The following is a 25,660-nucleotide window of genomic DNA, read 5'->3' as shown; positions in this document are numbered from 1 at the left end:
AAATTCTAAGCAAATTAATTGCGAATTTATATTTATAAATGATGGTAACACGGATAATACTTTAGAGATTTTAAAAAATTAGCATTAAAAGATAATAGGGTTAAAATTCTAAATTTTTCAAGAAATTTTGGTAAAGAAGCTGCGATCTTAGCTGGACTTCGAGCTAGTAATGCTAAGGCTACTATATTAATCGATGCTGATCTGCAAGACCCAGTAGAATTAATCCCTATAATGTATCAAAAATATATAACGCAAAATATAGATATGGTGTGCGTTAGGCGGATAGATAGAAAAGGCGAGAGCAAGATTAGAGCCTTTTTTAGCGATATGTTTTATAAAATTAGCCGTTTGATGAGTGAAATTTCTATCCAAAGTGGCGTTAGGGATTTTTGCTTGATGAGTAAAGAGGTGGTTGAAGCGATTTTGAGCCTTGGCGAGTATCATAGATTTTCTAAAGCGATATTTGAATGGGTTGGGTTTTCTAAAATTTACTTAGAATACAGCTATATCCCTAGAAACGGCGGAAGTAGTGGATGGAGTTTTTGGAAGCTTTTTAAATACGGAATTGAAGGGTTGATTAGCTTTTCTACTATGCCGCTTAGACTAGCTTTTATCTTAGGTTTTATAGCTAGTTTTGGCGCTTTTATCTATATGATTGTTTTGGTTATTGATACTTTGATATATGGAAATGCTGTTAGAGGATATCCATCTTTGATGTGTGTGATTATATTTTTTAGTGGTGTTATTTTGATTGTTTTAGGAATTATTGGAGAGTATATAGCTAGGATTTATGAACAGGTGAAAAATCGCCCAAATTATATTTTAAAGGATATGAATGATAAGCAACATTAAATATTTAAATTTATCTATTTTTGGTGGTTTATTTATCATTTTGCTATTTTTAAATTTACTCTATCCGGCTCAAGCAGATGATTATGCCTTGTATCAAAGTGCTTTAAATGGCAATTTTTTATCAACTTATTTTAATTGGAACGCTAGAATTGGTGAAATTTTGTTTTCTGGATATTTGGCTAAATTCGTCTTTAGTCCTATTTTTGATATTATTAACGCATTTGTAGGTGTGGCTTTTTTCTTTTTTGGATTTGTGCTTTTATTTGGAGGGGTTATAAAGGATAAAATCGATGTAGCTTTGCTTGCTTTTTGGTTTGCTATTTTGGGATTTTTTGGATATTTTGGTTCGATATTTTTATGGGCTGCTGGAAGTGCGAATTATCTATGGGGAGTTACTTTGATTTTTATATTTTGTATTCCTTATAGATTGTTTTGGGGTCAAATTTATAATCACACGCAAAAAAGTAGCCATAATTTATGGATAAATTTAGCCTATTTTGGTTTTGGATTTTTAGCATTTTTGGCTGGTATGGCGAGTGAATTTATCGGAGTTATGATTATTTTTGTTATTATAATTAGCTTTATTTATGCGATATATCATAAAATATCATTACCTCTTTGGCAAATTTGGGGATTTTTTGGTTTTGTGGTTGGCTGGGTAACACTATATTTATCACCTGGAAGCAATAAACGGGTAGAAATTACTAATTTTATGAGTTTGGGTGAGTTTTTTGATTTATCATTTTTAGATAAAATCCTCACGCTAAATCAAGCTTTAAATCATAATTATTCAGATATATTTCTTATTTTTATTATACTTTTTTCTATATTTTATGTGTTAAAAAATGGTAAATTTAAATATTATCATTGGATTATAGCTATTTTATCTATTGGTATTGCTACTGTTTTTACAAAGCATATTTGCGCTGCTTTGGTTTTTGCTTTATTGCTATGGATGATGAGAAATTTAGCTATCAAAGATAAATTTTATTATGTTTATATCGCTCTATTTTCGCTTTGGATTTTTATGGGATTTGTGCTTTTTGGGCTAATAGATGGTGTGCCTAAACGGACTAGCGTAGTAAGAGATATAGTTTTGATGGCTATTATCATTTTAATAGTTAAAGAGCTATACAACACTTATAGTAAAAAAATTATTATTATAAGTTTTCCTTTGTTTATTTGTAGTGTAGCATTGCTTAGCTATCATACTTATAAGACAAATTTAAGCCAAAAAGCGATTATTAAAGAGATTATAACTCAAAAAGCAACCGGTAAAAACGATATAGTAATACCAAAAAATTTGATTTATCACTCAAAAAAATTTATAGATTTTGAGAATTTACAAGAGGATCCAAAACACTGGATAAATCAAGTAGTAGCGAAACATTATGATATACAGAGTATTTATATAAAATGAGAGAGATTATCATCTATGGTTTAGTTGGTATAGCAAATACTTTTGTTGGGCTTGGGAGTGTGCTTGCTTTGACATATTTTGGCCTTATTGCTGAGATAGCAAATTTTTTAGGTTATGTGATTGGGATTTGTTTATCATATTTTTTAAATAGCAAATTTACATTTAAATCCAAAATAACAGCTACAAAAGCATTGAAATTTCTCATTTATATGGGGATTGCTTATTGTTTAAATTTGGGATTTTTGGCTATAAGTTATAGGGCATATGATATAGATGTCTATCTGGCTCAATGCCTAGCTGGTGCGATATATACTATTAGCGGATTTATACTTTGTAGATATTTTGTTTTTTTAAAATAGATATAATTTGCTTTTTAAATACAACACAAGGTCAAATATGAGCTACAAAAGATTAAATGAGATATCAAAATCCTTTAAAAATGAGTTAAATCAGCTGTATAAAGATATGGATAATCCTATAATTTTACAAGGATTAAAGATAGCAAATTTAGCAAATAACAGCCAAACTAAAATAGCTATAACAGATAGAATAGTCTCGCTTAGAACCACAAGTGTAGAAAATGAGTTAAAGAGATTGGGCTTAGATAAAGACCAAATTAGAGAAGTTAATGCGAATTTATATGATTTTGTAAGCAAATTTTATATAGATAGATTTGCTAAAATGCTTAATCTTGTGAGCCAAGAAGGGCTTTTGAGCGAATTTGAAATGGAGCTTTTATGGAGTGTGCATAGAGTTGGGATCGTGATTACAAATATGCATAAAGTCTGGCAACGCCATATAATAGAAGGGATAAATGATGAGTTTGAAACTAAATTTGATAATATAGCTCAAGCTATGAAATTTATCAATGATAATGAATTGTATCAGCTTAGCGATGGTCTAAAATGCGATAGAGTTTATGGCGCTGTGATAAAAGATATAGATGGATATAAAATGACCCCTTATATCCTAGCATTTCCTAGTGAGTGCGCAGCGGTGGTGAGTGAATTTCAAAACTCTATAAATTCGCTAAAATCTCTAGCCAAAAGCGATCAAGATATGGCATATATAGAGTATTTTAAGGCTTTGAAACTTGCTTTTAGTGAGTGTGAAAATGATAGAGTAATATCAAAATGGCAAGATGCTGAGAGAGCCTGGATGCAAACCCGCTCGGCTATACAGATCGGCCATCCTTTGGAGTATTATGAAGATGCTTATACTCACGCTGTGGCCTTAGAGTGGGATGTGAGATTGAGCGATCAAAGTGGGATTGATGAGGGTGAATTGAAAAATCAGATAAAAGATAGCTTTGATCAAATTTACTCTCAAATAGAGCCTAAAAACTCAAATATGGCTAGTTTAGTCCATTCTAATATCGATAAAACTCAGCTTTATATATGCGCTCCTATGCTCTATTATGGAGCGGAATTTAATGGGCTTTTTTCGGCTCAAGTGGTTCCAAATGATGAGATAGTAAGTGGCGAGTGCGGTAAGAAGATTTTTGCTTTTGTGGATTTTGTCTATCAAAGCTCTAAGGCTAAGCCTTTTATGAAGTTAGCAAGTGAGATTTTTGATAAAGAATTTTTAGATTATGGTCGTGAAATTTTGTTTAATAATGAGAAAATTTGGAAGCAAGTTTATGAAATTTCCACAATCGGGCATGAGTTTGGGCATATATTATTTATGGATAGTGATAGCGAAAATTTGATGAATATTGGCGGGGAATTTAAATTTATAGAAGAGTATAAGGCCACAACGGGTGGGCTAGTTAATTTCTTTTTACATGAAAAAAATGAGCTAATTTTACCTGTTTTTGCTGAGCTTATTAAGCGAAGTGTAGGGTTAATAGCGTGGCAAAAGGTGGTTGAGACTAGGGCGTATTATTGTGAGGGTTTGATACATTTGACGCTGCTATTTAGGGCTGGGGTGCTTAGGTTTGATGAAAAGAGATTAAAATTAAGCTTTAATCAGCAAAGTTATGAGAAATTCAAAAGCTTAACTTTGGAAAATTATATCGATTTAGCGAGTTACTATACCAAAAAGATAAATGCTAGTGAATTTTTGGCTAAATTTGCATATTTTGATGGAGAAATTTACCTGTCAAATGATGCTGAGGTGGCGAATTTTGTGAAATATTATTATAATAGATATGAGATGATCGGCAATGAAATTGACGAGAGTGGTGAGTGGCAAAAGTGGCAAAATTAATGAAAAATTAAAAGAAAATTATGTATAATCTTGCGTTTTGAATTCTAAGTAGGGAATTTATCCGAACTAATTCAAACAATATTTTTTTAAGGAACTACTATGAAAAAGATTCTTTTTCTTCTTGTGGCTTTAACAGGCTTAGCATTTGGTGCTGATGGCGAACAGATTAAAGCATTTTCAGTTGTAGCTGCTGGTATCGGTCTTGGTGTGGCTGCTCTTGGTGGTGCTATCGGTATGGGTCATACTGCTGCTGCTACTATCTTAGGTACAGCTAGAAACCCAGGTCTTGGCGGCAAACTACTTACTACAATGTTTATCGCTCTTGCGATGATCGAAGCACAAGTTATTTACGCACTTGTTATCGCTCTTATCGCACTTTATGCTAACCCATTTTTAGGTTAATCTTTAGCCCCGTTTTGGGGCTTTTTGAAAATTCACTTTTGCGATCATGGTGGAATGGTAGACACGCTATCTTGAGGGGGTAGTGCCGCTACGGTGTGCGAGTTCAAGTCTCGCTGATCGCACCATTTTTATTAGGTTTAGATAAATCTTAAAAAATTTTTAAATAATATTTATAAATAACGCTACTTAAATTCTCATAATTATTGAAAAGCTTAAAAATTTAATTATTATAAGTTAAATTTAGTATTTTTGAATATAATTTTAGATATTAGGATGGTTATGAGAGCTCTATTTTTACTTATATTTTTGGTAGTTTCTTTGGTGGCAGACTGCGATATATCTAGTGTTGTGAGTTTAGAGCGTGATGGGATAAGTCTTGGAGATAAGAGCATTGTAAATCAAAATATACAAGAGCACTATAAAATCAAAACTAGCAAAATCAAATCAAATAAGCAAGTTGCGATATCGATAACGGCGCAATTTGATACCTTAGTTAGCGTGAGTTTCACTAGTGCTACAATGGCGAAATTTGATTATAAAATCTCAAATTCCATCCAAAATAGCCATCTTATTTGTAATAATACTTATCAAAATGATGGCTATAAATCTCAAGATATTATATTAAAAAGTGGAGAAAATCTCTTAATAACCTTTGGTGTGGCTGATATAGGGCTAAGCGATTATGAGTTTGAGTCTGAAATAGCACTAAATATGCTAAGCCCAAGTCAAAACTCAAATAGTTATGAGAGTTTCGGTGAAATTTATACACAGATTATAGAGCGAGAGTTTGAAGTGGAATTTCAGACTACTAGCGTTGTGAGTGATTTTGAAATTTGGCTTAATAATAGATATAAAATTTATCAATCTAACACTTTTAGCGGTGGTAAAATCCCACTTATGATTCCAAATTTGCCAACGATAGATTATAAAAATTTATATCTCATAGCCAAATACAAAGACCAAAAAGCCAACTCAAAGCAGATTCAATCATCTAAATTTAATGCTCGAGTGGCTAAATTTAAGCTAGAAAATATCCCACAAAATCCAAAAGGCGGAGTGAAATATAGAGATTTTAAGCTTATAGCCTTGGACTATAATGGTAATGTAGTAACTGGATATAATGGCCATTATAGCGGTGATTTTATAGGCCATATCTTGGAAAATTGCGTGGCAAATCTCTCATCTGAGACTATTGAGTTTAAAGATGGGGTAGGGGTGATTAGCACGGATAAAGATGGATTTGTCTATCCTGATATTGGTGTAGCTAGGATTGAGTTTATAGATAGGCAAAATAGCGATAAAATTCATCGAGGTTGCTTGATAAATAGCTTTACAAATGATCCAAATGAGCTTGGTTTGATAGGTTGCGATGCTGGAATTTCTAAGGATATCGCATATTTTGACTATGATAAAATCGTTCATACAAATACTATTTTTGGCTCTAAATTTGGATTATTTGGGGTTATGGATGAGAATTTAAGCCTTAGTCAATATAGTGATTTTATGGGTGTTAGTGCGAATTTGGAATTTCAGGTTCGCCTAAGCGATAATAGCGTAGCTAAGCTTTTTAGCGCTGGATGTTATGGTGATGATGTGAGCTTTGGTAATTCTAGTAGGCTATCTTTACACGCTTTAAGTGAGCCAAATGATGATCACATATATAAAAGTAGTGAAAATAGCTATACAGTTAGCAAAAATAGCTTTAAAAATGGTATCGCTAAAGCTTGGTTGAAGGTATCTTTGCCACGAGAAAAACCGCAAAATCCATATAAAATTATATCAAGCGATATTGATTTGAATTTAACTCAAAAGCCAAATTTATCGCAAGATTATAGCTATTTATACTATGCTAAGGCTTATGGGGATAAGCTTAGTCAAGCGGTGAATTATCCATATATTGCTAAGATATATTTCGCTATTTTTTGTGATAATGAGTGTCAAAATATAGCTAAAAATAGTAGTGAGTATAGTCCGGTTTTGGATGAAAATATGAGTGGGGTATCTGAGTTAAGGGATTATTTTGTCTTTAAAAATTTTAATGCTTCAAAAGATATTGTGAAATTTAATTCTACTCTAAATTCTAGCGATGTGATTGATGGCGTGATGGAAATTGAGATTAATAACGAGCAAAAGAGCGAATTTGAGATTAGAAATACTCATTTTTATGGGAGTGATTTTGTTTGGGTGAGGTTGTTTAAGGATAGCTCTTGGGTAGGCGTGGGGGATTTTGGCGAGGTGATGGGGATACAAAATGGTCAAAATATCCGCTATAATTATACTATTGAGTGGTAGAAAATATTAAGTTTTTTTAAATACAATTAGTCAAATTTAGCCAAAAGGTAAAAAATGAAAAGAGTAGTTATACTGCTAAATATGGGCGGAGTAGATAATCTAAGTCAAGTTAGGGTATTTTTAACTAATATGTTTAATGATCCATATATTTTAGGAATTAAAAATAGATATTTAAGAGCTTTTGTAGCGTGGATTATAACAATGATGAGATTAAAGCCAGCCACTCAAAACTATATTCAACTAGGCGGAAAGTCCGCTTTAGGCGATATAACACGCTCTTTGGTAGCTAAACTAAATACCAAATTTGGCTTTGATAATCTAATCTTTGATTATGCTATGAACTATACACCGCCATTTGCGTCTGATACTCTTGCAAAATATAAAGACGCTGATGAAATAATACTTTTTCCACTATATCCTCATCATTCAGTTACTACAATTACATCAAGCTTAGACTCTGCTAAAAAGGCTATAGATGAGCTCGAAATTGGCGCTAAAATAAGTATTATAGATTATTTTTATAATAATGATAAATTTAATGATATTATTATTGCTGATATTATTAAAAGCCTTGGAGATACTAATGCTAGGCAGATTGATTTGATATTTTCAGCTCACTCTCTTCCACAAAAAGTAATTGATAAAGGCGATTTATATGAGCGTCATCTAAAAGATCATTTAGAGATTTTAAAATCCAAATTAAATATTGCTAAATTAGAGTTTAATAGCATAAGTTTAGCCTATCAATCTCGTCTTGGGCCAGTAAAGTGGCTAGGACCAAATTTAAGCGAAGTACTTCCAAATTTACCAAGTAAAAAAGCATTAATATATCCAATTAGCTTTTGTATTGATAATTCCGAGACTGATTTTGAGCTAGCGATTGAGTATAAGCATATTGCTGATGAGAATAAATTTGAGTTTTATAAGGTGGTAAAAGCACCAAATGATAGCGATGAATTTGCTCAATTCATCGCCAAAAGCGTCATTTAGCTCTATTTACAAAGTTCAGGATATTGGCGAAGTAGTAAAGTAAAGGCGTGTAGAACGCTTTGTGTTCTTATATAGTTGCGATCGCCACTTAAAAGCAGTCTTAGTGAGGCTACATTATTTGCAGATGCAACTGCTATAAATACTGTACCTACTGGCTTTTGCGTGCTTCCGCCATCTGGGCCAGCTATTCCGCTAATAGCTATAGCATAATCAGCTACTCCTAATCCTAGCGCTCCGCTAGCCATAGCCTCAGCACACTGTGCGCTAACAGCGCCAAAACTATCTAAAATATCTTTATCAACACCTATCCAGCTATTTTTAATCTCATTAGAGTATGTTACTAGCGAACCACTAAAGGCTACGCTCACGCCTGGTATATTGCCAAGTGCTGCAGCACACATTCCTGCGGTACAAGATTCTGCAAAGGTTATCTTTTTATCATTTTGAATTAGCTTTTTAGCTGTAAATTTGATAATATCATCAGCTGGAATTATTTTACCAATAAATAAATTAGCAACGCTATCAATGAAGCTATCGATATGTCCATATCTACTAGTGCTAACTTTGACCTTGGTTAGGCCATCAATTATTGTAGTTAGAGTAATATTTACATTATAGCTAGCAGTGAGTGGCTCAAGTAAAATTTGTGCGCTCTCTTTGTCAATATCGATAATATGAAAGATTTTAGATTGTTGGTCATCTTGAGTTAAAATCTCAGGTAGTTCTTTGATTGGTTCGGCTTTGATTAAATTTATTTGAGAGTTATTTAGGGATATTAAAAAACTATTTTTACTAAATTTAATCACTTGAGATGGCATAAGTGTTTCAAATTTAAGCTCAATCGTATCAGTTGTAAGTGTAGCTAAAATCTTACTAAGCGTATTAAATCCATTTTCATTAGCACAAATAGTAATATTATCATACTCTTTGGTAAAATTTTCTATATAAAATGGTAGTTCCTTATCATTGTTTTGAATGTAATAAACTGAAGCAAGAGCACCAAATTTTTCTTTATAAGATGTAAAAAAATAGTCTAAAAATGGGCGATTTATCTGCAAATCCTCGCCCAGGATTATGATTAAATTTTTCATATTTAAGCCTTTAGTAATTAAGTGTAAATTTAGTATAAAAACTATTTGTACTTTGAGTATTATAAAATGACAAATCTAGATATAAATTCTTATAAATTTTAGTATTTATATAGTAGCTTGTATTATACTGCTTGGTCTCATCTTGATAAAGCATAGCTCCGATTTTTGTGTTTTTAAGCAGTTTAGCACTAAGGTTTGTAGAGTGCATATAGGCTGTTGGAACATCAAGCGAGTCATCATAGGTGGTATTTAGGGAGTTTGTTAGTTTAAAAATATCTAAATTTAAATCATGTGATGCAGTATAAATACCATAAAAGCTATAATTTTTTGTATGAGTATTTACAGCTTGAAATATATTTATACTAAAATCCCTAGTTGTCCAGTGGTCAAATTTAATCGCTTCTATATTGATTAAATCAATACTATTTAAAATCTGGGTATTACCATGAAGCTCTTTATAATGTGATGTTAGTAGCTTACAAGTTTGAATATCAAATGAGCCTTTTGATAGCTTTGATGCTAGATTGACTGGAGTATTCTTCTGTGCAGCCTCAAAACCATTTAGCATCAAGCAAAGCAAAGAAACTAAAATAATTAGCCTCAAATTTGATCCTTAATTTTTGTAATTTTACCAAGTTTTAAATTTGATTTTGATTAAAAGAGTAGAGTGAGAGCCAAAGCTCTCAGGTTTATTGCATCGATTTTGCTTTAGCAAGCACCATCGAATCAAATATTTCAAACAATCTAATAGAATATTCTTCAGAAGTTGTAAATTCTTTAATGATTACTGGAGAGTTATTTAAGAAATCTTTACTTGCAAGGTCGATTGCAGAATTGACATATTTATGCACCATACTATGCGGTTCAAGAATTTGATTAAACTCAGCAGTATCACCAAATATAGCTTTACCACTATCTTCACACCATTTACCAAGACGGCACATTGTATGGTCTGGCATCTGTTCGAAGTTTTTAGTGTAAATTTGATTATAGCCATTTGTTTTAAATAGCATATGATCGATCTTAACAAGGCTTGTAAAGATATCATAAGAGATAAGTTTTGCGTTATGTTCTATATCTTTAGTATTATTTACTAATAGTTCAAATTTATTAATAAAGCCCTCGATATGTTTATTTGACTCAATTGAGATAGTCTCAACTTCTTCACTTTGAGCAAACATATCGCTAGCATTTTGTTTTAGTAGATTGATATTCATCTCTACTTCTGCAGTTGCTTTTTGAGTTCTTTCAGCTAGTTTCCTAACCTCATCAGCAACAACAGCAAATCCACGACCATGCTCACCAGCACGAGCCGCCTCAATAGCAGCATTTAGCGCTAGAAGGTTTGTTTGATCTGAAATATCTTTGATTAGATTTATAACATTTGTAATCTCATCAACACTTTTATGTAGGTTTTCAGCTGCTGTGCGAGTTTTGTTGCTTGAGCTTGTGATCTCATTTAGAGAATCTATCAATTTGTTGCTAGAATGGCTTAATTCGGCAATGTTATTTAGATTGAAATCAATTTTATCTATAGATGCACGAGATAGCTCCAGATTTTTCTCTATACCTGATTGGATATTTCTTGAATTTGCTTTTACGCCTTCAATCATACTTTTAGCTATTTCGGTTATTATTTCGCACTGTTTTAGATTGGTTTGAGAAGCCATAAGCCCTTGTAACTCAGCTCGAAGCTTGCTATTTTCTGCATTTGTAGCCTCTAACTCTTTTTTTAGAGCGACGATTTGTTCTTCATATTGAGCGATTTTTTTTGAACCAAACATATTTTTCCTTTTAATTTTTTAACTCTTTAAACTTGTTAAAGCCATAAGCTATTTAATTATAGAGCTATTAGGGTTATAGTGTATTGTATAACAAAAATATTTAAATTTCGATAAAATATAAAAAAGAATTATTATTATAATAAACTGATAAAGTATATTTTTTATTAATGATTGTCAATCGAAGTAAATTTGGGCAAAAAGCCCAAATTTACTTAGCTATTTGCTTTAGATTTTTTATATTCCATTAAGATATGGTAAGCTTCATCTTTTAGTCTTAATTTCTCTTTTTTAAGAGTTTCTAACTCAAATTGATCCATATGTTCACGACCTTCTTCTGCATCTAGAATTCTTTGGTCTAGTTCATTGTGTTTGTTAAATACAGCATCAAAATGTGCATTTTTGCCTTTTAATTCTGTGATTAAATCTCTATATTCGTGTAGCATTTATACTCCTTTTAAATTTAAAATCTCGACATTATACAAAAAAGATACTTAAACCAAGCCAATTATGATCTATAATCGGCATTGATTTTAACATAAGTATGCCCTAGATCGCATCCATATGCAGTAAATTTACCATTTGCAATACCTAAATCACAAATGATACGATAACTATCCTTTTTCATTACTGTGTGCGCTTTTTGCTCTCTTGCTTCATCTAGCTCAGGGTGATCTTTATCATATACTAGTACATCATCATAGTATATAGCTAATTTAGTGCTATCGCATTCTATGCCGCTAGCGCCGATCGTGGAGGCTATCCTACCCCAGTTTGGATCCTCTCCAAAAATAGCTGTTTTGACTAAAAGCGAATTTGAGAGTGCCTTAGCTGCTTTGCTGGCTTCATCATCGCTAGCAGCACCTTTTACTTCAAAGGCGACAACTTTGGTGCTTCCTTCACCATCTTTGACTAAATTTAGAGCCATTTCTAATGTGATCTTATCAAGTGCGAATTTAAACGCTTCTTTATCATATACGCCACTTTTGCCTGAACTAAGTAGCATTAGTGTATCATTAGTACTAGTATCTCCATCTACGCTTACAGCATCAAAGCTATATTTTGTCGTCTCTTTTAGTAGTTCATCCATATCGCTTTGCGGTATAGCTGCATCAGTAAGAATAAAGCAAAGCATAGTAGCAAATGCTGGATTTATCATACCTGCGCCTTTGCAAATGGCTGCAATATTAAAGCTTTTGCCATTTTCAAGCTCAACTTTAAAAGCTATCTCTTTTTTAAAGCTATCAGTAGTCATAATTGCCCTTGCTACAGAGTCACTGCTTTTTTGATTAAGATCAAATTTATCAAATCCAGATCTGATTTTTTCTTGATTTAATCTATATCCAATCACTCCAGTAGAGCTCATAATTGGATTTATTAGCGGGGTTTTTTGATTTAAAATCTTAAAAAGTTCATCAATATCATCTACGCCGCTTTGCCCTGTCATTGCATTGGCATTTTTTGAATTTAGTAGTAAGAAATTTGATTTAAATCCTTTTTCATAACGTTTAAAATGGACAATAGGTGCAGCTTGAAATTTATTTGATGTAAATTTAGCTGAAAGCATAAATGGCTCATCGGCTCTGATAAATCCAAGGTCGTTATCACCATTTGGTTTAAGCCCAGTGCTAACGCCACCAAAGAAAAATCCATCTACATTTTCAAGGCCGTTTTTAAGACTGATTAGGTTAAACATATTTTAGCTCCTCTGGTTTGTATTTGCTAAAAATTAGCCGTTTTGTTGCTCTGATGCTCTCAGCAGTTCCAATTACTAATAGCTTTGAGCTAGTGCCAATTAAAGTATCGCCATTTGGCATTGGATTGAACTTACCATTTTGGTCTGTGATACCGACGATATCAGCATTTGTAAGTTTTCTTAAATGAGTCTCTTTTATTCTTTTAAATCTCATCCATGAAGCCTCTGGGACTCTAATTTCCTCCATATCTATAGGAGAATCTTTTTTGTATAAAAATTGCTCTAGAATGTTTTCCATATCAGGGCGTACGCTCATAGCTGAGATTCTTTGAGCGACTAGCTTTGATGGGCTTACTACTGAGTCTGCGCCTAGTTTTATTAGCTTTTGGGTGTCATTATCATTATCTGAGTTAGTCATAATAAAATATGGTTTAATTCTACCAAGCTCTTTTTCGTATAATCTAACTGTAGCAATAAGGGCGATATTATCGGCTATGTGCGGGCTTAGAGTGATTAGGCCTTTAGCGCTAGAGAGGTGTGATTTTAAGATAGCTGATTGGGTATGAGGTTCATCTATTATATAGTATGGATATTTATATGTTTCAGCTATTTGAGCTAAATCTTCTCTGCTATCAATAACTACAAATGGAATGTGGTTTTCTCTAAATTGCCTTGAAAGCTCGATAGTATAGAGATTATGATAGCAGATTACGAAGTGATTTTTAAGTCTTGCGATCTTATATATCATGCTTCTTTCCTTTAAAATCCTAGTTAAGACACCTTTTTTAATAATCTCGATAACAAGACCCATAGAAAATGTAAACAAACAAAATCCTATAAGTATAAAAACGATGGTAAAAAGACGTCCAGTGGTAGTGATTTGTGAGACTTCGGTAAATCCAACAGTTGTAAATGTCATTCCGGCTTGATATATCGCATCTATTAGTGTAAAACCGCTAGTAATCATATATCCTAATGTACCAAATAACATCATTAGTACGACAAATATTAATGGAAGTCGGAAGGCTTTTAACTGTTGATAAAGTTCAGTATTTAGATCATATTCGGGTTTGGACTCATCGGTCCAGTGGAGGAACTTTTTAATCTTTTTAATCAAAGACATAAATTCCTCTTTTTAAATGGTTATTTTGATTGTTTTTTCATTGTTCTTAATGTAGAAGCTGCAACTCTGATTTTTCTAGTTGTTCCATCTTCTAATGTTACACGCACTGTGCGAAGGTTTGGCATAAATCTTCTTTTTGTTCTGTTGTTAGCGTGGCTTACATTGTTTCCAACCATAGGGCCTTTGCCTGTAATTGCACATCTTTTTGACATTTTATATCCTTAATTTATAAAAATTTGGGGTTAATTATATCTAAAATAACCCCAAAATTAGCTTAAAAATGAATTTAAATTAGAAAGCTGGAACTATAGAGCCTTTATATTTTTCAGTTATGAAATCCTTAATAGCTTGAGTTTGCAATGCTTTATTAAGAGCTTTTATACCATCTTTATTTTGATTTCCATCTTTTACAACTACAATATTTACATATGGACTCTCTTTAGATTCGATTACTAGAGCATCTTTTGTAGGGTTTAGGTTTGCATTCATAGCGAAATTTGTATTTATCACGGCGATATCTACATCATCTAAAGTACGTGGCAAAGTAGCTGCTTCTATCTCTTTAAATTTGAGATTTTTAGGGTTTTTAGTAATATCTAAAGGAGTGCGTAGCTTTACATTTGTATCAACTTCTATTAATTTAGCAGATACTAGTACATCAAGCGCACGGCTTTCGTTTGTAGGGTCATTTGGAATGCTTACTATTGCACCATTTTTTAACTCGCTTAAAGATTTAATTTTTTTACTATAAACACCCATTGGTTCTAAATGGACACCTATAGTTTTTACTAGGTGAGTGCCTTTATTTTTATTAAATTCATTTAAATATGGTATATGCTGGAAAAAATTAGCATCTAAATCACCATCTTCAACTGCAATATTTGGGATTACATAGTCGTTAAATACTTTTATCTCCAAATTTATACCTGATTTTTTCAACTCTGGAGCTATAAATTCAAGTATTTCAGCGTGAGGAACCGGAGTGGCGCCAACTTTTAGAGTTGTAGCAAATGCAGAGCTTACAAGGCTTGCAGCAACAAGGCTTAAAGCTAGTAGTTTTTTCATTGTTTTATCCTTAAATGTTAAATTTGACTTGCTATTATACAAAACTGATTATAAATTTCAGTTAATATAAAGGAAAAATATGAAAAAAGTACTATCTATAGCAGGTTCAGATCCATCAGGCGGGGCAGGGATTCAAGCTGATATAAAAACAATTACAGCTCATAAGCACTACGCAATGGCAGTAATAGTCTCGCTAACTGCACAAAATACTACAGCAGTTAGTGGAGTTTTAAACTGTTCGCCTGAGTTTGTAGAGACACAAATAGATTCAGTTTTAAGTGATATAACTCCAGATGCAATAAAATTAGGAATGCTCTCAAATGCAGATATTATGCGTTCAGTTGCTAAAATGCTTAAAAAATATAACTGTACAAATATAATTTTAGACCCTGTGATGGTGGCAACAACTGGAGGAAGATTAATGGATGAGAGTGCTCTAGAAGTTTATACTAAAGAGCTTTTTAATCTTGCAAGTGTAGTAACGCCAAATTTACCTGAAGCAAGTGCATTAAGCGGTATGGAGATAAACAATATGGATGATATGAAAGCTGCAGCTATTAAAATTAGTAATTATGGCTGCAAAAGCGTATTAATAAAGGGTGGTCATTTAAGAGAAGATGCTGCAGTTGATTTGCTCTATGAAAATGGCGAATTTAGCCAATTTTGTGTTCCTAAAGTAGATACTAATAATACTCATGGTACAGGTTGCACTCTATCTTCTGCTATTGCGTGTAATATCGCTAGTGGGTTAAGTATTAATCAATCAGTAAAAAATGCTAAAGAGTATGTAACAAACGCACTCAAAAGCGGTCTGGTTATTGGTCATGGAAATGGGCCAATTAATCATTGTTGGAACTTGTAGTAAATTTAAATATAGATTTTTACATCTTCTTTAAATCTTTTAGAGTTAATTTTAATAGATGGTATTTTTACTTAGGATTACTTTGTATTGATTGCTGCTTTATGAATTAAAATAAATTTAAAAGATCTGTTTGGAAGTTGCAAGCAACTTCCTTGCAATGACATATATGGTAGTAAATTCATAACTAATTTTATGTCATTGCAAAATTAAATTCACCTCTATTTCTTAGGAGCGGTCATATCTTCAGGTTTTACCCACTCATCAAACTGAGCAGCTGTCAAAAGACCTAAATTTATAGCTTCTTCTTTTAAGGTTGTGCCATTTTTGTGAGCTGTTTTAGCTATTTTAGCAGCATTTTCATATCCAATATGTGGATTTAGGGCAGTTACAAGCATAAGGCTTTCGTGAAGAAGTTTATCGATTTTAGCTTCATTTGCGGTGATTCCAATAGCGCAATGGTCATTAAAGCTAACCATAGAATCGCTTAGCAATCTAATGCTCTCTAAAATATTGTGAGCAATTACAGGCTTAAATACATTTAACTCAAAATTACCTTGAGATGCGCCCATTGCTACACTTACATGATTGCCTGCTACTTGGACTGCTACCATTGTTACGGCTTCACATTGAGTAGGATTGACTTTACCTGGCATAATAGAGCTTCCTGGCTCGTTTTCAGGGATATTTATCTCGCCAATACCGCATCTTGGGCCACTTGCTAACCATCTGATATCATTTGCGATTTTCATTAAATTTGCCCCAAGACCATTTAAAGCACCGCTTAAAAATACTTCAGCATCATGGCTTGTAAGGCCGTGAAATTTATTTGGATGAGATTTAAATTTAAACTCAGTTTTAGTTATCTCATTTAAAACTTCACTCACCATAGGACTAAAGTCTGGATGGCTATTTAGCCCTGTTCCCACCGCTGTTCCGCCAATAGCAAGCTCTTCTAAAAATGGAATAGTAGCTAGAATTTGATCTTTACTAGCTTTTAACATGTGAGCATATCCGCTAAACTCTTGACCTAAGGTTAAAGGTGTAGCATCTTGTAAGTGAGTTCTACCTATTTTAACAATATTAGCAAACTCTTTGCTCTTTGCTTCAAGTGTAGCCAAAAGCTTATCAATAGCTGGGAAAAGCTGTTTTTGAAGTTCTAAAACAAAAGCAATTCTCATAGCTGTAGGATAAGTATCATTTGAGCTTTGACCTTTATTTACATCATCATTTGGATGAATTAGCTTTTTACTTCTAAAATCCTCACCCAAAATCTCAGTAGAGCGGTTAGCGATAACTTCGTTTAAATTCATATTTGATTGAGTTCCGCTACCTGTTTGCCATACTACAAGCGGGAAATTACCATCTAATTTACCGGCTAGTACCTCATCGCAAGCTTGAGAAATAGCCTTTGTTTTAGCATCATCTAAGCGGCCAAGTTTGTTATTTACGATAGCGCAAGCCTTTTTAAGATAGGCAAAACCCTCTATAACCTCGCTTGGCATTGTGCCTTTGCCGATTTTGAAATTTTCTAAACTTCTCTCAGTTTGAGCTCCCCAATACTTGTCATTAGGCACCTTGATCTCGCCCATTGTGTCTTTTTCAATGCGAAAATCCATATTAATCCTTTCATAATTTAAAATTTTAAAGTTGCTATTATCCATTAAAATGGCTTATAGCTTCATAAATTTTATTATTTATTTATATAAATTTAGCTAAAATCGCACATTTTTATCTTTCACTAAAGGCAAAAAATGGCTGAATTTTATGATCCAAAAACAATAGAAGAGAAATTTTATAAAATCTGCGAAGAGCGTGGATATTTCGAGATTGATGGGAATAAAAATATTCAAGAAGATAATAAAACTTTTTGTATCATGATGCCACCGCCAAATGTCACAGGAGTCCTACATATAGGGCATGCGCTTACCTTTACTTTACAAGATATAATTACAAGATACAAAAGGATGGATGGCTATAAAACCCTTTGGCAGCCAGGACTTGACCACGCTGGGATAGCTACTCAAAATGTAGTTGAAAAGCAACTTCTAGCTAGTGGGATTACAAAAGAGCAAATCGGCAGAGAAGAATTCCTTAAAAAAACCTGGGAATGGAAAGAAAAAAGCGGCGGTCAAATCGTCTATCAAATGCGTCGCCTTGGGATAACGCCTGCTTGGAGTAGAGAGAGATTTACTATGGATGAAGGGCTTAAAAACGCTGTGAGAAAAGCCTTTGTAAGCTTGTATAATAAAGGGCTTATAATCCGTGGAAATTATATGGTAAATTGGTGTACGCACGATGGCGCTTTAAGCGATGTAGAAGTCGAGCATAAGGCAAATAAAGGCAAATTATATCATTTGAGATATTTTTTATGTGAAAATAGCTCTTCAAACCATAGCCAGATAGGTGGCGATTGCCAAGCAGATTTGGGGGTTGCGCAGAATTTTGCGAGTGCAGATAGAATAAATAATTCATCAAGCGAGCAAAATTCAAGCTCCGCTAAAGATGCGAACAAGCGTCCCTATATCGTGGTGGCTACTACTAGACCTGAGACATACTTTGGTGATACTGCTGTAATGGTAAATCCAAATGATGAAAGATATAAGGATTTAATAGGCAAGTTTGTTGAGTTGCCTTTGCTTGGGCGAAAAATAAAAATCATCGCTGATGAGCATGTAGATATGAGCTTTGGTACTGGCGTAGTCAAAGTAACTCCGGCGCACGATACAAACGACTATGAAGTAGGAAATAGGCATAATTTGGAGTTTATAACAATCTTTGATGAAAAGGGAATTTTAAATGATTATTGTGCTAAATTCAAAGGCTTAGAAAGACTTGAAGCTAGAGATATGGTAGTAGCCGAGCTAGAGAGCAAGGGCTTTGTAGAAAAAATCGAAGACTATGAAAATCAAGTAGGCTACTGCTACCGCTGTAAAAATGTGGTAGAGCCTTATATCAGCAAGCAATGGTTTGTAAAATCTGAAATCGCCGATGAAGCTATCAAAAGTGTAAATGAAGGCGGAGCAAAATTCTACCCATCACATTGGATAAATAGCTTTAATGCTTGGATGAGAGAGTTAAAAGATTGGTGTATAAGCCGTCAATTATGGTGGGGGCATCGAATTCCAGTATTTTACTGCGAGTGTGGCCATGAGTGGGCTGATGAGAATGAAAAACCACTCAAATGCCCAAAATGTGGTGGAGATAAATTCACCCAAGACCCCGATGTGCTTGATACTTGGTTTTCTAGTGGGCTTTGGCCTTTTAGCACACTTGGCTGGGGAAATGGTAATGCGCTGAAAAATGAGAAGTGGCTTGAGAGTGATTTAAGCGAATTTTATCCAAATTCCATGCTAATTACTGGATTTGATATACTATTTTTCTGGGTGGCTAGAATGATGTTTCAAAGCAACAACGCCTTAGGAGAGCTACCTTTTAAAGATATATATTTACACGCTCTTGTCAAAGACAAAGATGGCAAAAAGATGAGCAAGTCAAGTGGAAATATAATAGACCCACTAGATATGATCGATGAGTATTCAGCCGATATACTTCGCTTTACGCTAACTATCTTATGCGCTCAAGGTCGTGATGTCAGAATGAGCGATGAGCAGATGGTTTTAAGCCGAAATTTCACCAACAAATTATATAACGCTACTAAATTCTTGCGTATGAATGTAGATAAATTCAGCGATCTTGATGAAAATGCCGTGCATACAGAACTTGGCAAATATATACTAAATCGCTTTAAAATCGCTATAAACGAAACAAGAAAAGCACTTGATAGCTATAGATTTAATGACGCAGCAGATAGGGTGTATAAATTCCTATGGGATGAATTTTGTGATTGGGGGATTGAGCTATCAAAAGCCGATAAAAGCGCAATTAGCGAGCTTGGCTCTATTTTCAAAGAGAGTATGAAATTACTAAGCCCATTTATGCCTTTTATCAGCGAGTATCTATATCACGAATTAAGTGGCACAAATTTAGAAAATTCTACCTCCATAATGATCTCTAAATACCCAAAAGCTAGCAAAATAGATGAAGCTATCATATCCAAATTTGAGCTAATAATCGAAGCCATAATAAGCATTCGCCGTGCTAAATCGACGATAGACCAAGGCAACGCCAAAATCTCAAAAGCCTTTATAAAGTTAAATAGCAATCTTGATATCGCTAGCTACCTAAACTTTATCAAACTACTTGCTAAATGTGAAAATGTAGAGATAACAAAAAATATTATCCCTAATTCTGCTAGAGATGTGAGCGAGAATTTAGAGAGCTTTATACCGCTTGCTGGTGTGGATACGACTGCCATTATAGCACGACTAAACTCACAAAAATCAAAGCTTGAAAAAGAGATAGCTAAACTTGAAAATATGCTTAGCAATGAAAAATTCGTAGCAAATGCTCCACAGGCCGTGCTACAAACCAATAAAGATGGCCTAGCGGCTGCTAAAGATAAATTAGCAAAAGTAACAAACGAATTAGGCAATTTAACATAAATAAAATTTGGCAAAATCTATAAAGTATAATGATATAAATTTCAAAAATGTAGGCCAAAAGGATAAGAGTTGATATGTATAAAAAACCTAAAAAAATATTATGATAAACATCTTACTATAAATGATGTTAGTTGTGAGATAAAGCCTGGTGAAATTTTTGCTATTGTTGGTCACAGCGGAGCTGGAAAAAGCACGCTTTTACGCTGCATTAATGGGCTGGAAGATTATCAAGATGGCAGTCTAAAAGTATTTGATAAAGAAATTTCGCAATTAAATGAGCAAGGTCTAAGAGAGTTAAGAAAAGATATAGGTATGATCTTTCAACACTTTGCCTTAATGAGCAGAAAGACCGTATTTGAAAATGTTGCTATGCCATTAGTTATGTGGAAGTGGAATAAAAATGATATTAAAGATAGGGTTGAGGAGTTGCTAAAACTAGTCGGCCTAGAATCAAAAGCAAATAGCTATCCAAGCCAGTTAAGTGGTGGTCAAAAACAAAGAGTAGCCATAGCCAGAGCCTTAGCACTAAAACCAAAAATCCTACTAAGCGATGAGGCTACTAGCGCACTAGACCCAAATACTACAAAGCAAATTCTATCTTTGCTTGCTAAAATCAATCAAACTTTAGGTATTACTATAGTTATTGTTACTCACGAGATGGATGTGGTAAAAAGCATAGCAAATAGAGCTATCTTGCTTGAAGGTGGAGTTATAACCAACTCTGGAAGTATTGTTGAGCTATTTTTAAATCCAAATGAAAATATGAAAAAATTCCTTGGCGAAGAGGAGATTTTGCCAGGTACTGGCGTAAATATTAAGATATTTTTCCCGCCAAATGTAGCGATGCATAGTATTATAACCAATATGGCTAGAGAGCTTGATATTGATTTTAACATAGTTTGGGGAAAATTAGAAAAGCTAGGTGGTAGCGTTCTTGGTAGCTTGGTTATAAATGTAGAACCAAAATATGAGCTTAAAGTAGAAGAATTCATCAAAAATTCAGGCGCTCTATATGAGATTATAAAGGAGAGTAAATGATATCAAAATTGCTTTTTGAAGCCACGATTGATACCTTATATATGGCTTTTGTATCTACGCTTTTGGCTTTTATTATAGGGCTTGGACTGGCTATAATCTTAGTTATAACCTCTAAAAACGGCCTAAAACCAAATAGAGCTATTTATAATACTCTAGATATCGCAGTCAATACACTTAGAAGCTTTCCATTTATAATTCTTATAATTGTCTTGTTTCCATTAACTAAATTTATAGTTGGTACCAGTATTGGCACGACAGCAGCCATAGTCCCGCTCACTATCGGCTCAGCGCCATTTATCGCTAGATTAATCGAAAATGCGATGAATGAAGTAGATAGTAGCATTATAGAAGCAGCATTAAGCTATGGAGCCACCAAAACGCAGATAATATTTAAGGTTATATTTATAGAAGCGTTGCCAAGCATTATAAATGCTATCACACTTACGCTTATAGTTGTGATCGGATTTACCGCTATGGCGGGCGCCGTTGGCGGTGGTGGCCTTGGCGATGTAGCTATGAGATATGGATTTCAAAGATTTCGCCCAGATATTATGGCATATACGGTAATTATCTTGATAGTAATGGTTCAAATAATCCAAAGTAGCGGAAATTTTTTATATAAAATCACCAAAAAATAATAAAATTTATATTTTAGTCGATTATACTTATAACTAAATTTTAAGGAGTTAAAAATGTTAGCAGGTATGAGTGGAAGTGCAGAGGCTAGTTTAGTAGCTAGCACAATGGTGCTAAAAAAGTCAATCGATGTCGAACAAAATATGATGGCAAAACTGTTTGGTCAAACAGCAGATATCAATATGCAAACTCCAAACATAGAAGCACCTACAAGAATAACTAATCCTACACAATTTATTCAAAATGAGGCTTTAAAGCTTGGCAAGCTAGATATTTATGCTTGAATTTATCCAAATTAAAGAGGGTTATGCTCTCTTTAATTTTTAAATAACTTTCTTTTATATTATTTTTTAGATTTATGTGTGCTAATTATAATAATAATTTTGATGACCTATGTTTAGTAAGTATGAAATTAATAATATTTGGCTTTAGATATTTACAGTGATTTGTTTTTTGTTTTATGCAGTCTTACAAATGTGATGAAAATAGCCTAATAATTATAACAGTACCAATGATCTTATGCATATGTATTGTTAATTTTATTAATATATAAAATTTAAATAGTGAATTTAATACTTCAATTTAACTGGGATAAAGTTTGTATTATTAACTTTTTGTTTTTTAAATTTGCAATAAAAACTGCCTATTTAGTCCTAAATTTGTAGCAAAATAGCCGATTTTAGCCCATTTGTATTAATTTAACTTTAAAATTAAAATTTAATTTTGATTTATCAAATTTATTAAGTTAAATGATAGTAAAATAACAGGTAAAGAATTTATTTTTAAGATAAATTTAATCTCAATTAAAAGGGAAATTTATGGTAGATAATCATAATATAACCACCATACAAAATAGGCTATCAGAATTAGCCAAACTTCCAAAAATGAAAGCAAATAGCTCTATTATGGATGTTTTAAACGAACACGGCTTTACTCGTAGAGATTTTATGAAATGGGCTGGAGCGATGACTGCTCTTATGGCCTTGCCGGCTAGTTTTGCACCTATGGTAGCTCAAGCAGCTGAGCTTAGCGATAGATTGCCTGTGATTTGGCTCCATATGGCTGAATGTACCGGCTGTAGCGAGAGTCTTTTAAGAAGTGATGCACCTACAATTGATAGCTTAATATTTGATTATATCAGTTTAGAGTATCATGAAACAGTTATGGCAGCTTCTGGTTGGCAAGCTGAAGAGAATTTAGAACAAGCTATACAAAAATATAAAGGCAAATATGTCTTAATGGTAGAAGGCGGTATTCCAGATGGTGATAGCGCCTTTTATCTAACAGTAGGCCCAAAAGGCACGACAGGTAGAGAACACGCTATCCACGCTAGTGATAATGCTCTTGCTATCTTTGCTATTGGTACATGCTCTAGCTTTGGCGGTATCCAAGCAGCAGCTCCAAACCCTACAAACGCAAAACCACTTCACAAAATCACCAATAAACCAGTAATCAATGTCCCAGGATGTCCGCCAAGTGAAAAAAATATCGTTGGTAATGTGCTTAACTTCTTGTTATTTGGTACTCTTCCAGCGCTTGATGTATATAATAGACCAAAATGGGCTTATGGGCTTAGAATTCACGATCTATGCGAAAGACGCGGTAGATTTGACGCTGGTGAATTTGTACAAGAATTTGGTGATCAAGGTGCAAAAAATGGATATTGTCTATATAAAGTAGGTTGTAAAGGTCCATATACATTTAATAACTGCTCTCGTGAGAGATTTAACCAACACACAAGCTGGCCAATCCAAGCAGGTCACGGCTGTATCGGCTGTTCTGAGCCAGATTTTTGGGATCAGATGGGGCCATTTGAGGTGCCACTAGGTGATAGATTGTATAACACTGTATTTGATGGACTTGGGGCGGATGCTATAAGTGATAAAATTGGTATAGGTGTATTAGCAATCACAGGTGTAGCTGTCGCAGCTCACGCACTTATCGCTACTGCAACAAAAGAGAAGGAGTAAAATATGAGCGAACAAAGAATAGTAGTAGATCCTATTACAAGAATTGAAGGCCATCTTCGTGTAGAAGTAATCGTAGATGAAAATAATGTAGTTAAAGAGGCTTATAGTGGCTCAACTCTTTGGCGTGGTATTGAGGTAATTGTAAAAGGTAGAGATCCTAGAGATGCTGGTTTTATGACGCAAAGAATTTGTGGTGTATGTACATTTTCGCACTATAGAGCAGGTATAGAGGCTGTAGAAGATGCTCTAGGAATAGTCCCTCCGCTAAATGCAAAACTAACTAGAACACTTATGAATGCGGCTCTGTTTTTACATGATCATCCGGTGCATTTTTATCAACTTCATGCGCTTGATTTTGTTGATGTGGTGAGTGCTCTTAGTGCTGATCCAAAAAAGGCTAGCGAAGAGGCATTTAAATATTGCGATACTCCATATGCATGTGGCGCAGATCAGTTAAAATTAGTTCAAGATAAAGTAAAAAAATTCGTAGAAAAAGGCAACCTTGGGCCATTTGCTAATGCTTATTGGGGTCACTCTACATATAAATTTACTCCAGAGCAAAACCTAATTGCTCTAAGTCACTATCTTGAGTGCTTAAGACTTCAAAGAACAATCGCTCAAGCTATGGCTGTATTTGGAGCTAAACAGCCTCATCCACAAAGTCTAACTGTAGGCGGCGTAACATGCGTTATGGATCTTCAAAGCCCAGCAAGGCTAGGTGAATATATGGTGAAATTCCAAGAGATGGCTGATTTTATCAATCGTGCTTATTGGCCTGATTTGGTGATGGCGGCTAAGGCTTATGCTAATGAGCCAAGCGTGGTAAATGATGTAGGAACTCCAAATTTATTAACATATCAAGATTTCCAAATTGGTGCTAATGAGTATCTATTTGATGGTGGTTATATCTTAAATGGCGATATATCTAAGGTATTTGAAGTAGATGAGAGCAAAATCACCGAAGAAGCTACTCGCTCATGGTATAAAAATGATGCACCACTTCACCCTTATGATGGTGATACTACGCCAAATTATACAGGATTTAAAGATGCTAAAACTCTAAATGCTAAGGGCGAAATGGAAGATTCTAAAGTCTTTGATTTAGATGGTAAATATAGCTGGATTAAAGCCCCAAGATATGATAGTTTGCCTATGCAAGTTGGCCCACTCGCAAATATAGTAGTAAATTATGTAAAAGGCAATAAAAATGTAGTTCCAGTAGTGGATAAATTCCTAGCTGAAACTGGCTTACCAGTAAGTGCTGTTTTATCTACTTTAGGTAGAACTGCATGTAGAATGATTGAGGCAAAAATCATTGCCGATAATGCTCTAAAAGCATTAAATAATCTAATTGAGAATTTAAAAATCGATGATAGCACTTGCGCTAAATATCAAATTGATGCTAATAAAGAGTATAAAGGTAGATTTATAGGTAATGTGCCTCGTGGTATGCTAAGCCACTGGTGTAGAATTAAAAATGGAGTGATTGAGAATTGGCAAGCTGTCGTTCCATCTACTTGGAATGCTAGCCCAAAAGATGCTAAAGGTCAAATGGGTAGCTATGAAGCGTGCTTAATCGGCTTGAAAATTGCTGATTTAAAACAGCCTTTAGAGATAATACGCAAAATTCACTCTTATGATCCTTGTATAGCGTGTGCTGTCCATGTAATGGATACAAAAGGCAATGAATTAAGTAGCTATAAAGTTAATCCGAATTTAATCTAAGGAGCAG

The 25,660-nt window shown here is 33.8% G+C and carries 22 protein-coding genes, 1 tRNA gene and 1 pseudogene; 15 read left to right on the top strand and 9 right to left on the bottom strand.

Features of this window, described 5'->3' with window-relative positions; all coding sequences use genetic code 11:
• Window positions 1–84: 84 nt before the first annotated feature.
• The 8 genes and pseudogenes from CIGNP103_RS02150 to hemH all read left to right on the top strand — a co-directional run.
• Window positions 85–852: pseudogene (locus CIGNP103_RS02150) on the top strand (glycosyltransferase); the annotation flags it as partial.
• The gene (locus CIGNP103_RS02145) at window positions 836–2,272 is read left to right on the top strand and encodes a DUF6056 family protein (RefSeq protein WP_086252563.1); all 1,437 of its coding nucleotides are present in this window, start codon (window positions 836–838) and stop codon (window positions 2,270–2,272) included. The pseudogene CIGNP103_RS02150 and the gene CIGNP103_RS02145, both read left to right, overlap by 17 nt.
• Window positions 2,269–2,631: a GtrA family protein gene (locus tag CIGNP103_RS02140; RefSeq protein ID WP_086252564.1), complete on the top strand. Its 363-nt coding sequence runs from the start codon at window positions 2,269–2,271 to the stop codon at window positions 2,629–2,631. Before CIGNP103_RS02145 ends, CIGNP103_RS02140 begins: the two co-directional genes overlap by 4 nt.
• A gap of 37 nt (window positions 2,632–2,668) precedes the next feature.
• Window positions 2,669–4,480 carry an invasion protein CiaB gene (gene ciaB, locus CIGNP103_RS02135; RefSeq protein ID WP_086252565.1) on the top strand — a complete coding sequence of 604 codons (1,812 nt, stop codon included), beginning with the start codon at window positions 2,669–2,671 and terminating at the stop codon, window positions 4,478–4,480.
• A gap of 99 nt (window positions 4,481–4,579) precedes the next feature.
• Window positions 4,580–4,882 carry a F0F1 ATP synthase subunit C gene (locus CIGNP103_RS02130; RefSeq protein WP_086224097.1) on the top strand — a complete coding sequence of 101 codons (303 nt, stop codon included), beginning with the start codon at window positions 4,580–4,582 and terminating at the stop codon, window positions 4,880–4,882.
• Window positions 4,883–4,922: 40 nt separating this feature from the next.
• Window positions 4,923–5,007 (top strand) — tRNA-Leu (locus CIGNP103_RS02125).
• 154 nt (window positions 5,008–5,161) lie between these two features.
• The gene (locus CIGNP103_RS02120) at window positions 5,162–7,174 is read left to right on the top strand and encodes a hypothetical protein (RefSeq protein ID WP_086268507.1); all 2,013 of its coding nucleotides are present in this window, start codon (window positions 5,162–5,164) and stop codon (window positions 7,172–7,174) included.
• Window positions 7,175–7,228: 54 nt separating this feature from the next.
• Window positions 7,229–8,164 (top strand): ferrochelatase, encoded by a 936-nt coding sequence (gene hemH, locus CIGNP103_RS02115; protein WP_086241132.1) that lies wholly within the window; start codon window positions 7,229–7,231, stop codon window positions 8,162–8,164.
• A gap of 2 nt (window positions 8,165–8,166) precedes the next feature.
• On the opposite strand, the gene CIGNP103_RS02110 is transcribed toward hemH, so the two are convergent.
• The 8 genes from CIGNP103_RS02110 to CIGNP103_RS02075 form a co-directional block, all read right to left on the bottom strand.
• Complete coding sequence (locus tag CIGNP103_RS02110) at window positions 8,167–9,255, bottom strand: CinA family protein (protein ID WP_086227786.1); 1,089 nt, start codon at window positions 9,253–9,255, stop codon at window positions 8,167–8,169.
• A gap of 10 nt (window positions 9,256–9,265) precedes the next feature.
• Complete coding sequence (locus CIGNP103_RS02105) at window positions 9,266–9,859, bottom strand: hypothetical protein (protein WP_086238574.1); 594 nt, start codon at window positions 9,857–9,859, stop codon at window positions 9,266–9,268.
• 85 nt (window positions 9,860–9,944) lie between these two features.
• Window positions 9,945–11,039 carry a methyl-accepting chemotaxis protein gene (locus CIGNP103_RS08350; RefSeq protein WP_086241133.1) on the bottom strand — a complete coding sequence of 365 codons (1,095 nt, stop codon included), beginning with the start codon at window positions 11,037–11,039 and terminating at the stop codon, window positions 9,945–9,947.
• A 212-nt stretch (window positions 11,040–11,251) separates the two neighbouring features.
• A complete protein-coding gene (locus CIGNP103_RS02095) occupies window positions 11,252–11,482 on the bottom strand; it encodes a YdcH family protein (protein ID WP_086224103.1) in 231 nt (76 codons plus the stop codon).
• Between the two features lie 62 nt (window positions 11,483–11,544).
• The gene (argJ, locus tag CIGNP103_RS02090) at window positions 11,545–12,732 is read right to left on the bottom strand and encodes a bifunctional glutamate N-acetyltransferase/amino-acid acetyltransferase ArgJ (RefSeq protein ID WP_086252569.1); all 1,188 of its coding nucleotides are present in this window, start codon (window positions 12,730–12,732) and stop codon (window positions 11,545–11,547) included.
• Entirely contained in the window at window positions 12,725–13,855 is a 1,131-nt protein-coding gene (locus CIGNP103_RS02085) for a potassium channel family protein (RefSeq protein WP_086226492.1), read from the bottom strand. The genes argJ and CIGNP103_RS02085 overlap by 8 nt, the downstream gene beginning before the upstream one ends.
• Before the next feature lie 20 nt (window positions 13,856–13,875).
• A complete protein-coding gene (gene rpmB / locus CIGNP103_RS02080; RefSeq protein ID WP_086224106.1) occupies window positions 13,876–14,067 on the bottom strand; it encodes a 50S ribosomal protein L28 in 192 nt (63 codons plus the stop codon).
• A 79-nt stretch (window positions 14,068–14,146) separates the two neighbouring features.
• On the bottom strand, window positions 14,147–14,920 hold the full coding sequence (locus CIGNP103_RS02075) for a MetQ/NlpA family ABC transporter substrate-binding protein (protein ID WP_086268506.1): 774 nt from the start codon (window positions 14,918–14,920) through the stop codon (window positions 14,147–14,149).
• A gap of 79 nt (window positions 14,921–14,999) precedes the next feature.
• On the opposite strand from CIGNP103_RS02075, the gene thiD reads away from it, so the two are divergent.
• Window positions 15,000–15,782: a bifunctional hydroxymethylpyrimidine kinase/phosphomethylpyrimidine kinase gene (gene thiD / locus CIGNP103_RS02070; RefSeq protein WP_086268505.1), complete on the top strand. Its 783-nt coding sequence runs from the start codon at window positions 15,000–15,002 to the stop codon at window positions 15,780–15,782.
• Window positions 15,783–16,000: 218 nt separating this feature from the next.
• Here thiD and fumC read toward each other — a convergent pair whose 3' ends face one another.
• On the bottom strand, window positions 16,001–17,398 hold the full coding sequence (fumC, locus tag CIGNP103_RS02065; protein WP_086232413.1) for a class II fumarate hydratase: 1,398 nt from the start codon (window positions 17,396–17,398) through the stop codon (window positions 16,001–16,003).
• Window positions 17,399–17,533: 135 nt separating this feature from the next.
• Here fumC and CIGNP103_RS02060 point away from each other — a divergent pair, with 135 nt between their 5' ends.
• The 6 genes from CIGNP103_RS02060 (at window position 17,534) to CIGNP103_RS02035 (ending at window position 25,653) form a co-directional block, all read left to right on the top strand.
• The gene (locus CIGNP103_RS02060) at window positions 17,534–20,284 is read left to right on the top strand and encodes a valine--tRNA ligase (protein ID WP_086268504.1); all 2,751 of its coding nucleotides are present in this window, start codon (window positions 17,534–17,536) and stop codon (window positions 20,282–20,284) included.
• Window positions 20,285–20,353: 69 nt separating this feature from the next.
• Complete coding sequence (locus CIGNP103_RS02055; protein WP_086268503.1) at window positions 20,354–21,322, top strand: methionine ABC transporter ATP-binding protein; 969 nt, start codon at window positions 20,354–20,356, stop codon at window positions 21,320–21,322.
• Complete coding sequence (locus CIGNP103_RS02050; protein ID WP_086224114.1) at window positions 21,319–21,960, top strand: methionine ABC transporter permease; 642 nt, start codon at window positions 21,319–21,321, stop codon at window positions 21,958–21,960. The genes CIGNP103_RS02055 and CIGNP103_RS02050 overlap by 4 nt, the downstream gene beginning before the upstream one ends.
• A 54-nt stretch (window positions 21,961–22,014) precedes the next feature.
• The gene (locus tag CIGNP103_RS02045) at window positions 22,015–22,242 is read left to right on the top strand and encodes a hypothetical protein (RefSeq protein WP_086224115.1); all 228 of its coding nucleotides are present in this window, start codon (window positions 22,015–22,017) and stop codon (window positions 22,240–22,242) included.
• A 534-nt stretch (window positions 22,243–22,776) separates the two neighbouring features.
• Window positions 22,777–23,928 carry a hydrogenase small subunit gene (locus CIGNP103_RS02040; RefSeq protein WP_086224116.1) on the top strand — a complete coding sequence of 384 codons (1,152 nt, stop codon included), beginning with the start codon at window positions 22,777–22,779 and terminating at the stop codon, window positions 23,926–23,928.
• 3 nt (window positions 23,929–23,931) lie between these two features.
• On the top strand, window positions 23,932–25,653 hold the full coding sequence (locus CIGNP103_RS02035; protein WP_086224117.1) for a nickel-dependent hydrogenase large subunit: 1,722 nt from the start codon (window positions 23,932–23,934) through the stop codon (window positions 25,651–25,653).
• Window positions 25,654–25,660: the final 7 nt, after the last annotated feature.

The organism is Campylobacter sp. P0103 (assembly GCF_002139545.1).
GTDB classification, from domain to species: Bacteria; Campylobacterota; Campylobacteria; order Campylobacterales; family Campylobacteraceae; genus Campylobacter; species Campylobacter devanensis.
This window is presented reverse-complemented; position numbering and strand designations above follow the sequence as displayed.

Bases quoted from the DNA above. Each gene is read 5' to 3' on its own strand.
- CIGNP103_RS02145 (WP_086252563.1), top strand. From the start codon at position 836: ATGATAAGCAACATTAAATATTTAAATTTATCTATTTTTGGTGGTTTA.
- CIGNP103_RS02140 (WP_086252564.1), top strand. From the start codon at position 2,269: ATGAGAGAGATTATCATCTATGGTTTAGTTGGTATAGCAAATACTTTT.
- ciaB (WP_086252565.1), top strand. From the start codon at position 2,669: ATGAGCTACAAAAGATTAAATGAGATATCAAAATCCTTTAAAAATGAG.
- CIGNP103_RS02130 (WP_086224097.1), top strand. From the start codon at position 4,580: ATGAAAAAGATTCTTTTTCTTCTTGTGGCTTTAACAGGCTTAGCATTT.
- CIGNP103_RS02120 (WP_086268507.1), top strand. From the start codon at position 5,162: ATGAGAGCTCTATTTTTACTTATATTTTTGGTAGTTTCTTTGGTGGCA.
- hemH (WP_086241132.1), top strand. From the start codon at position 7,229: ATGAAAAGAGTAGTTATACTGCTAAATATGGGCGGAGTAGATAATCTA.
- CIGNP103_RS02110 (WP_086227786.1), bottom strand. From the start codon at position 9,255: ATGAAAAATTTAATCATAATCCTGGGCGAGGATTTGCAGATAAATCGC.
- CIGNP103_RS08350 (WP_086241133.1), bottom strand. From the start codon at position 11,039: ATGTTTGGTTCAAAAAAAATCGCTCAATATGAAGAACAAATCGTCGCT.
- CIGNP103_RS02095 (WP_086224103.1), bottom strand. From the start codon at position 11,482: ATGCTACACGAATATAGAGATTTAATCACAGAATTAAAAGGCAAAAAT.
- argJ (WP_086252569.1), bottom strand. From the start codon at position 12,732: ATGTTTAACCTAATCAGTCTTAAAAACGGCCTTGAAAATGTAGATGGA.
- CIGNP103_RS02085 (WP_086226492.1), bottom strand. From the start codon at position 13,855: ATGTCTTTGATTAAAAAGATTAAAAAGTTCCTCCACTGGACCGATGAG.
- rpmB (WP_086224106.1), bottom strand. From the start codon at position 14,067: ATGTCAAAAAGATGTGCAATTACAGGCAAAGGCCCTATGGTTGGAAAC.
- CIGNP103_RS02075 (WP_086268506.1), bottom strand. From the start codon at position 14,920: ATGAAAAAACTACTAGCTTTAAGCCTTGTTGCTGCAAGCCTTGTAAGC.
- thiD (WP_086268505.1), top strand. From the start codon at position 15,000: ATGAAAAAAGTACTATCTATAGCAGGTTCAGATCCATCAGGCGGGGCA.
- fumC (WP_086232413.1), bottom strand. From the start codon at position 17,398: ATGGATTTTCGCATTGAAAAAGACACAATGGGCGAGATCAAGGTGCCT.
- CIGNP103_RS02060 (WP_086268504.1), top strand. From the start codon at position 17,534: ATGGCTGAATTTTATGATCCAAAAACAATAGAAGAGAAATTTTATAAA.
- CIGNP103_RS02050 (WP_086224114.1), top strand. From the start codon at position 21,319: ATGATATCAAAATTGCTTTTTGAAGCCACGATTGATACCTTATATATG.
- CIGNP103_RS02045 (WP_086224115.1), top strand. From the start codon at position 22,015: ATGTTAGCAGGTATGAGTGGAAGTGCAGAGGCTAGTTTAGTAGCTAGC.
- CIGNP103_RS02040 (WP_086224116.1), top strand. From the start codon at position 22,777: ATGGTAGATAATCATAATATAACCACCATACAAAATAGGCTATCAGAA.
- CIGNP103_RS02035 (WP_086224117.1), top strand. From the start codon at position 23,932: ATGAGCGAACAAAGAATAGTAGTAGATCCTATTACAAGAATTGAAGGC.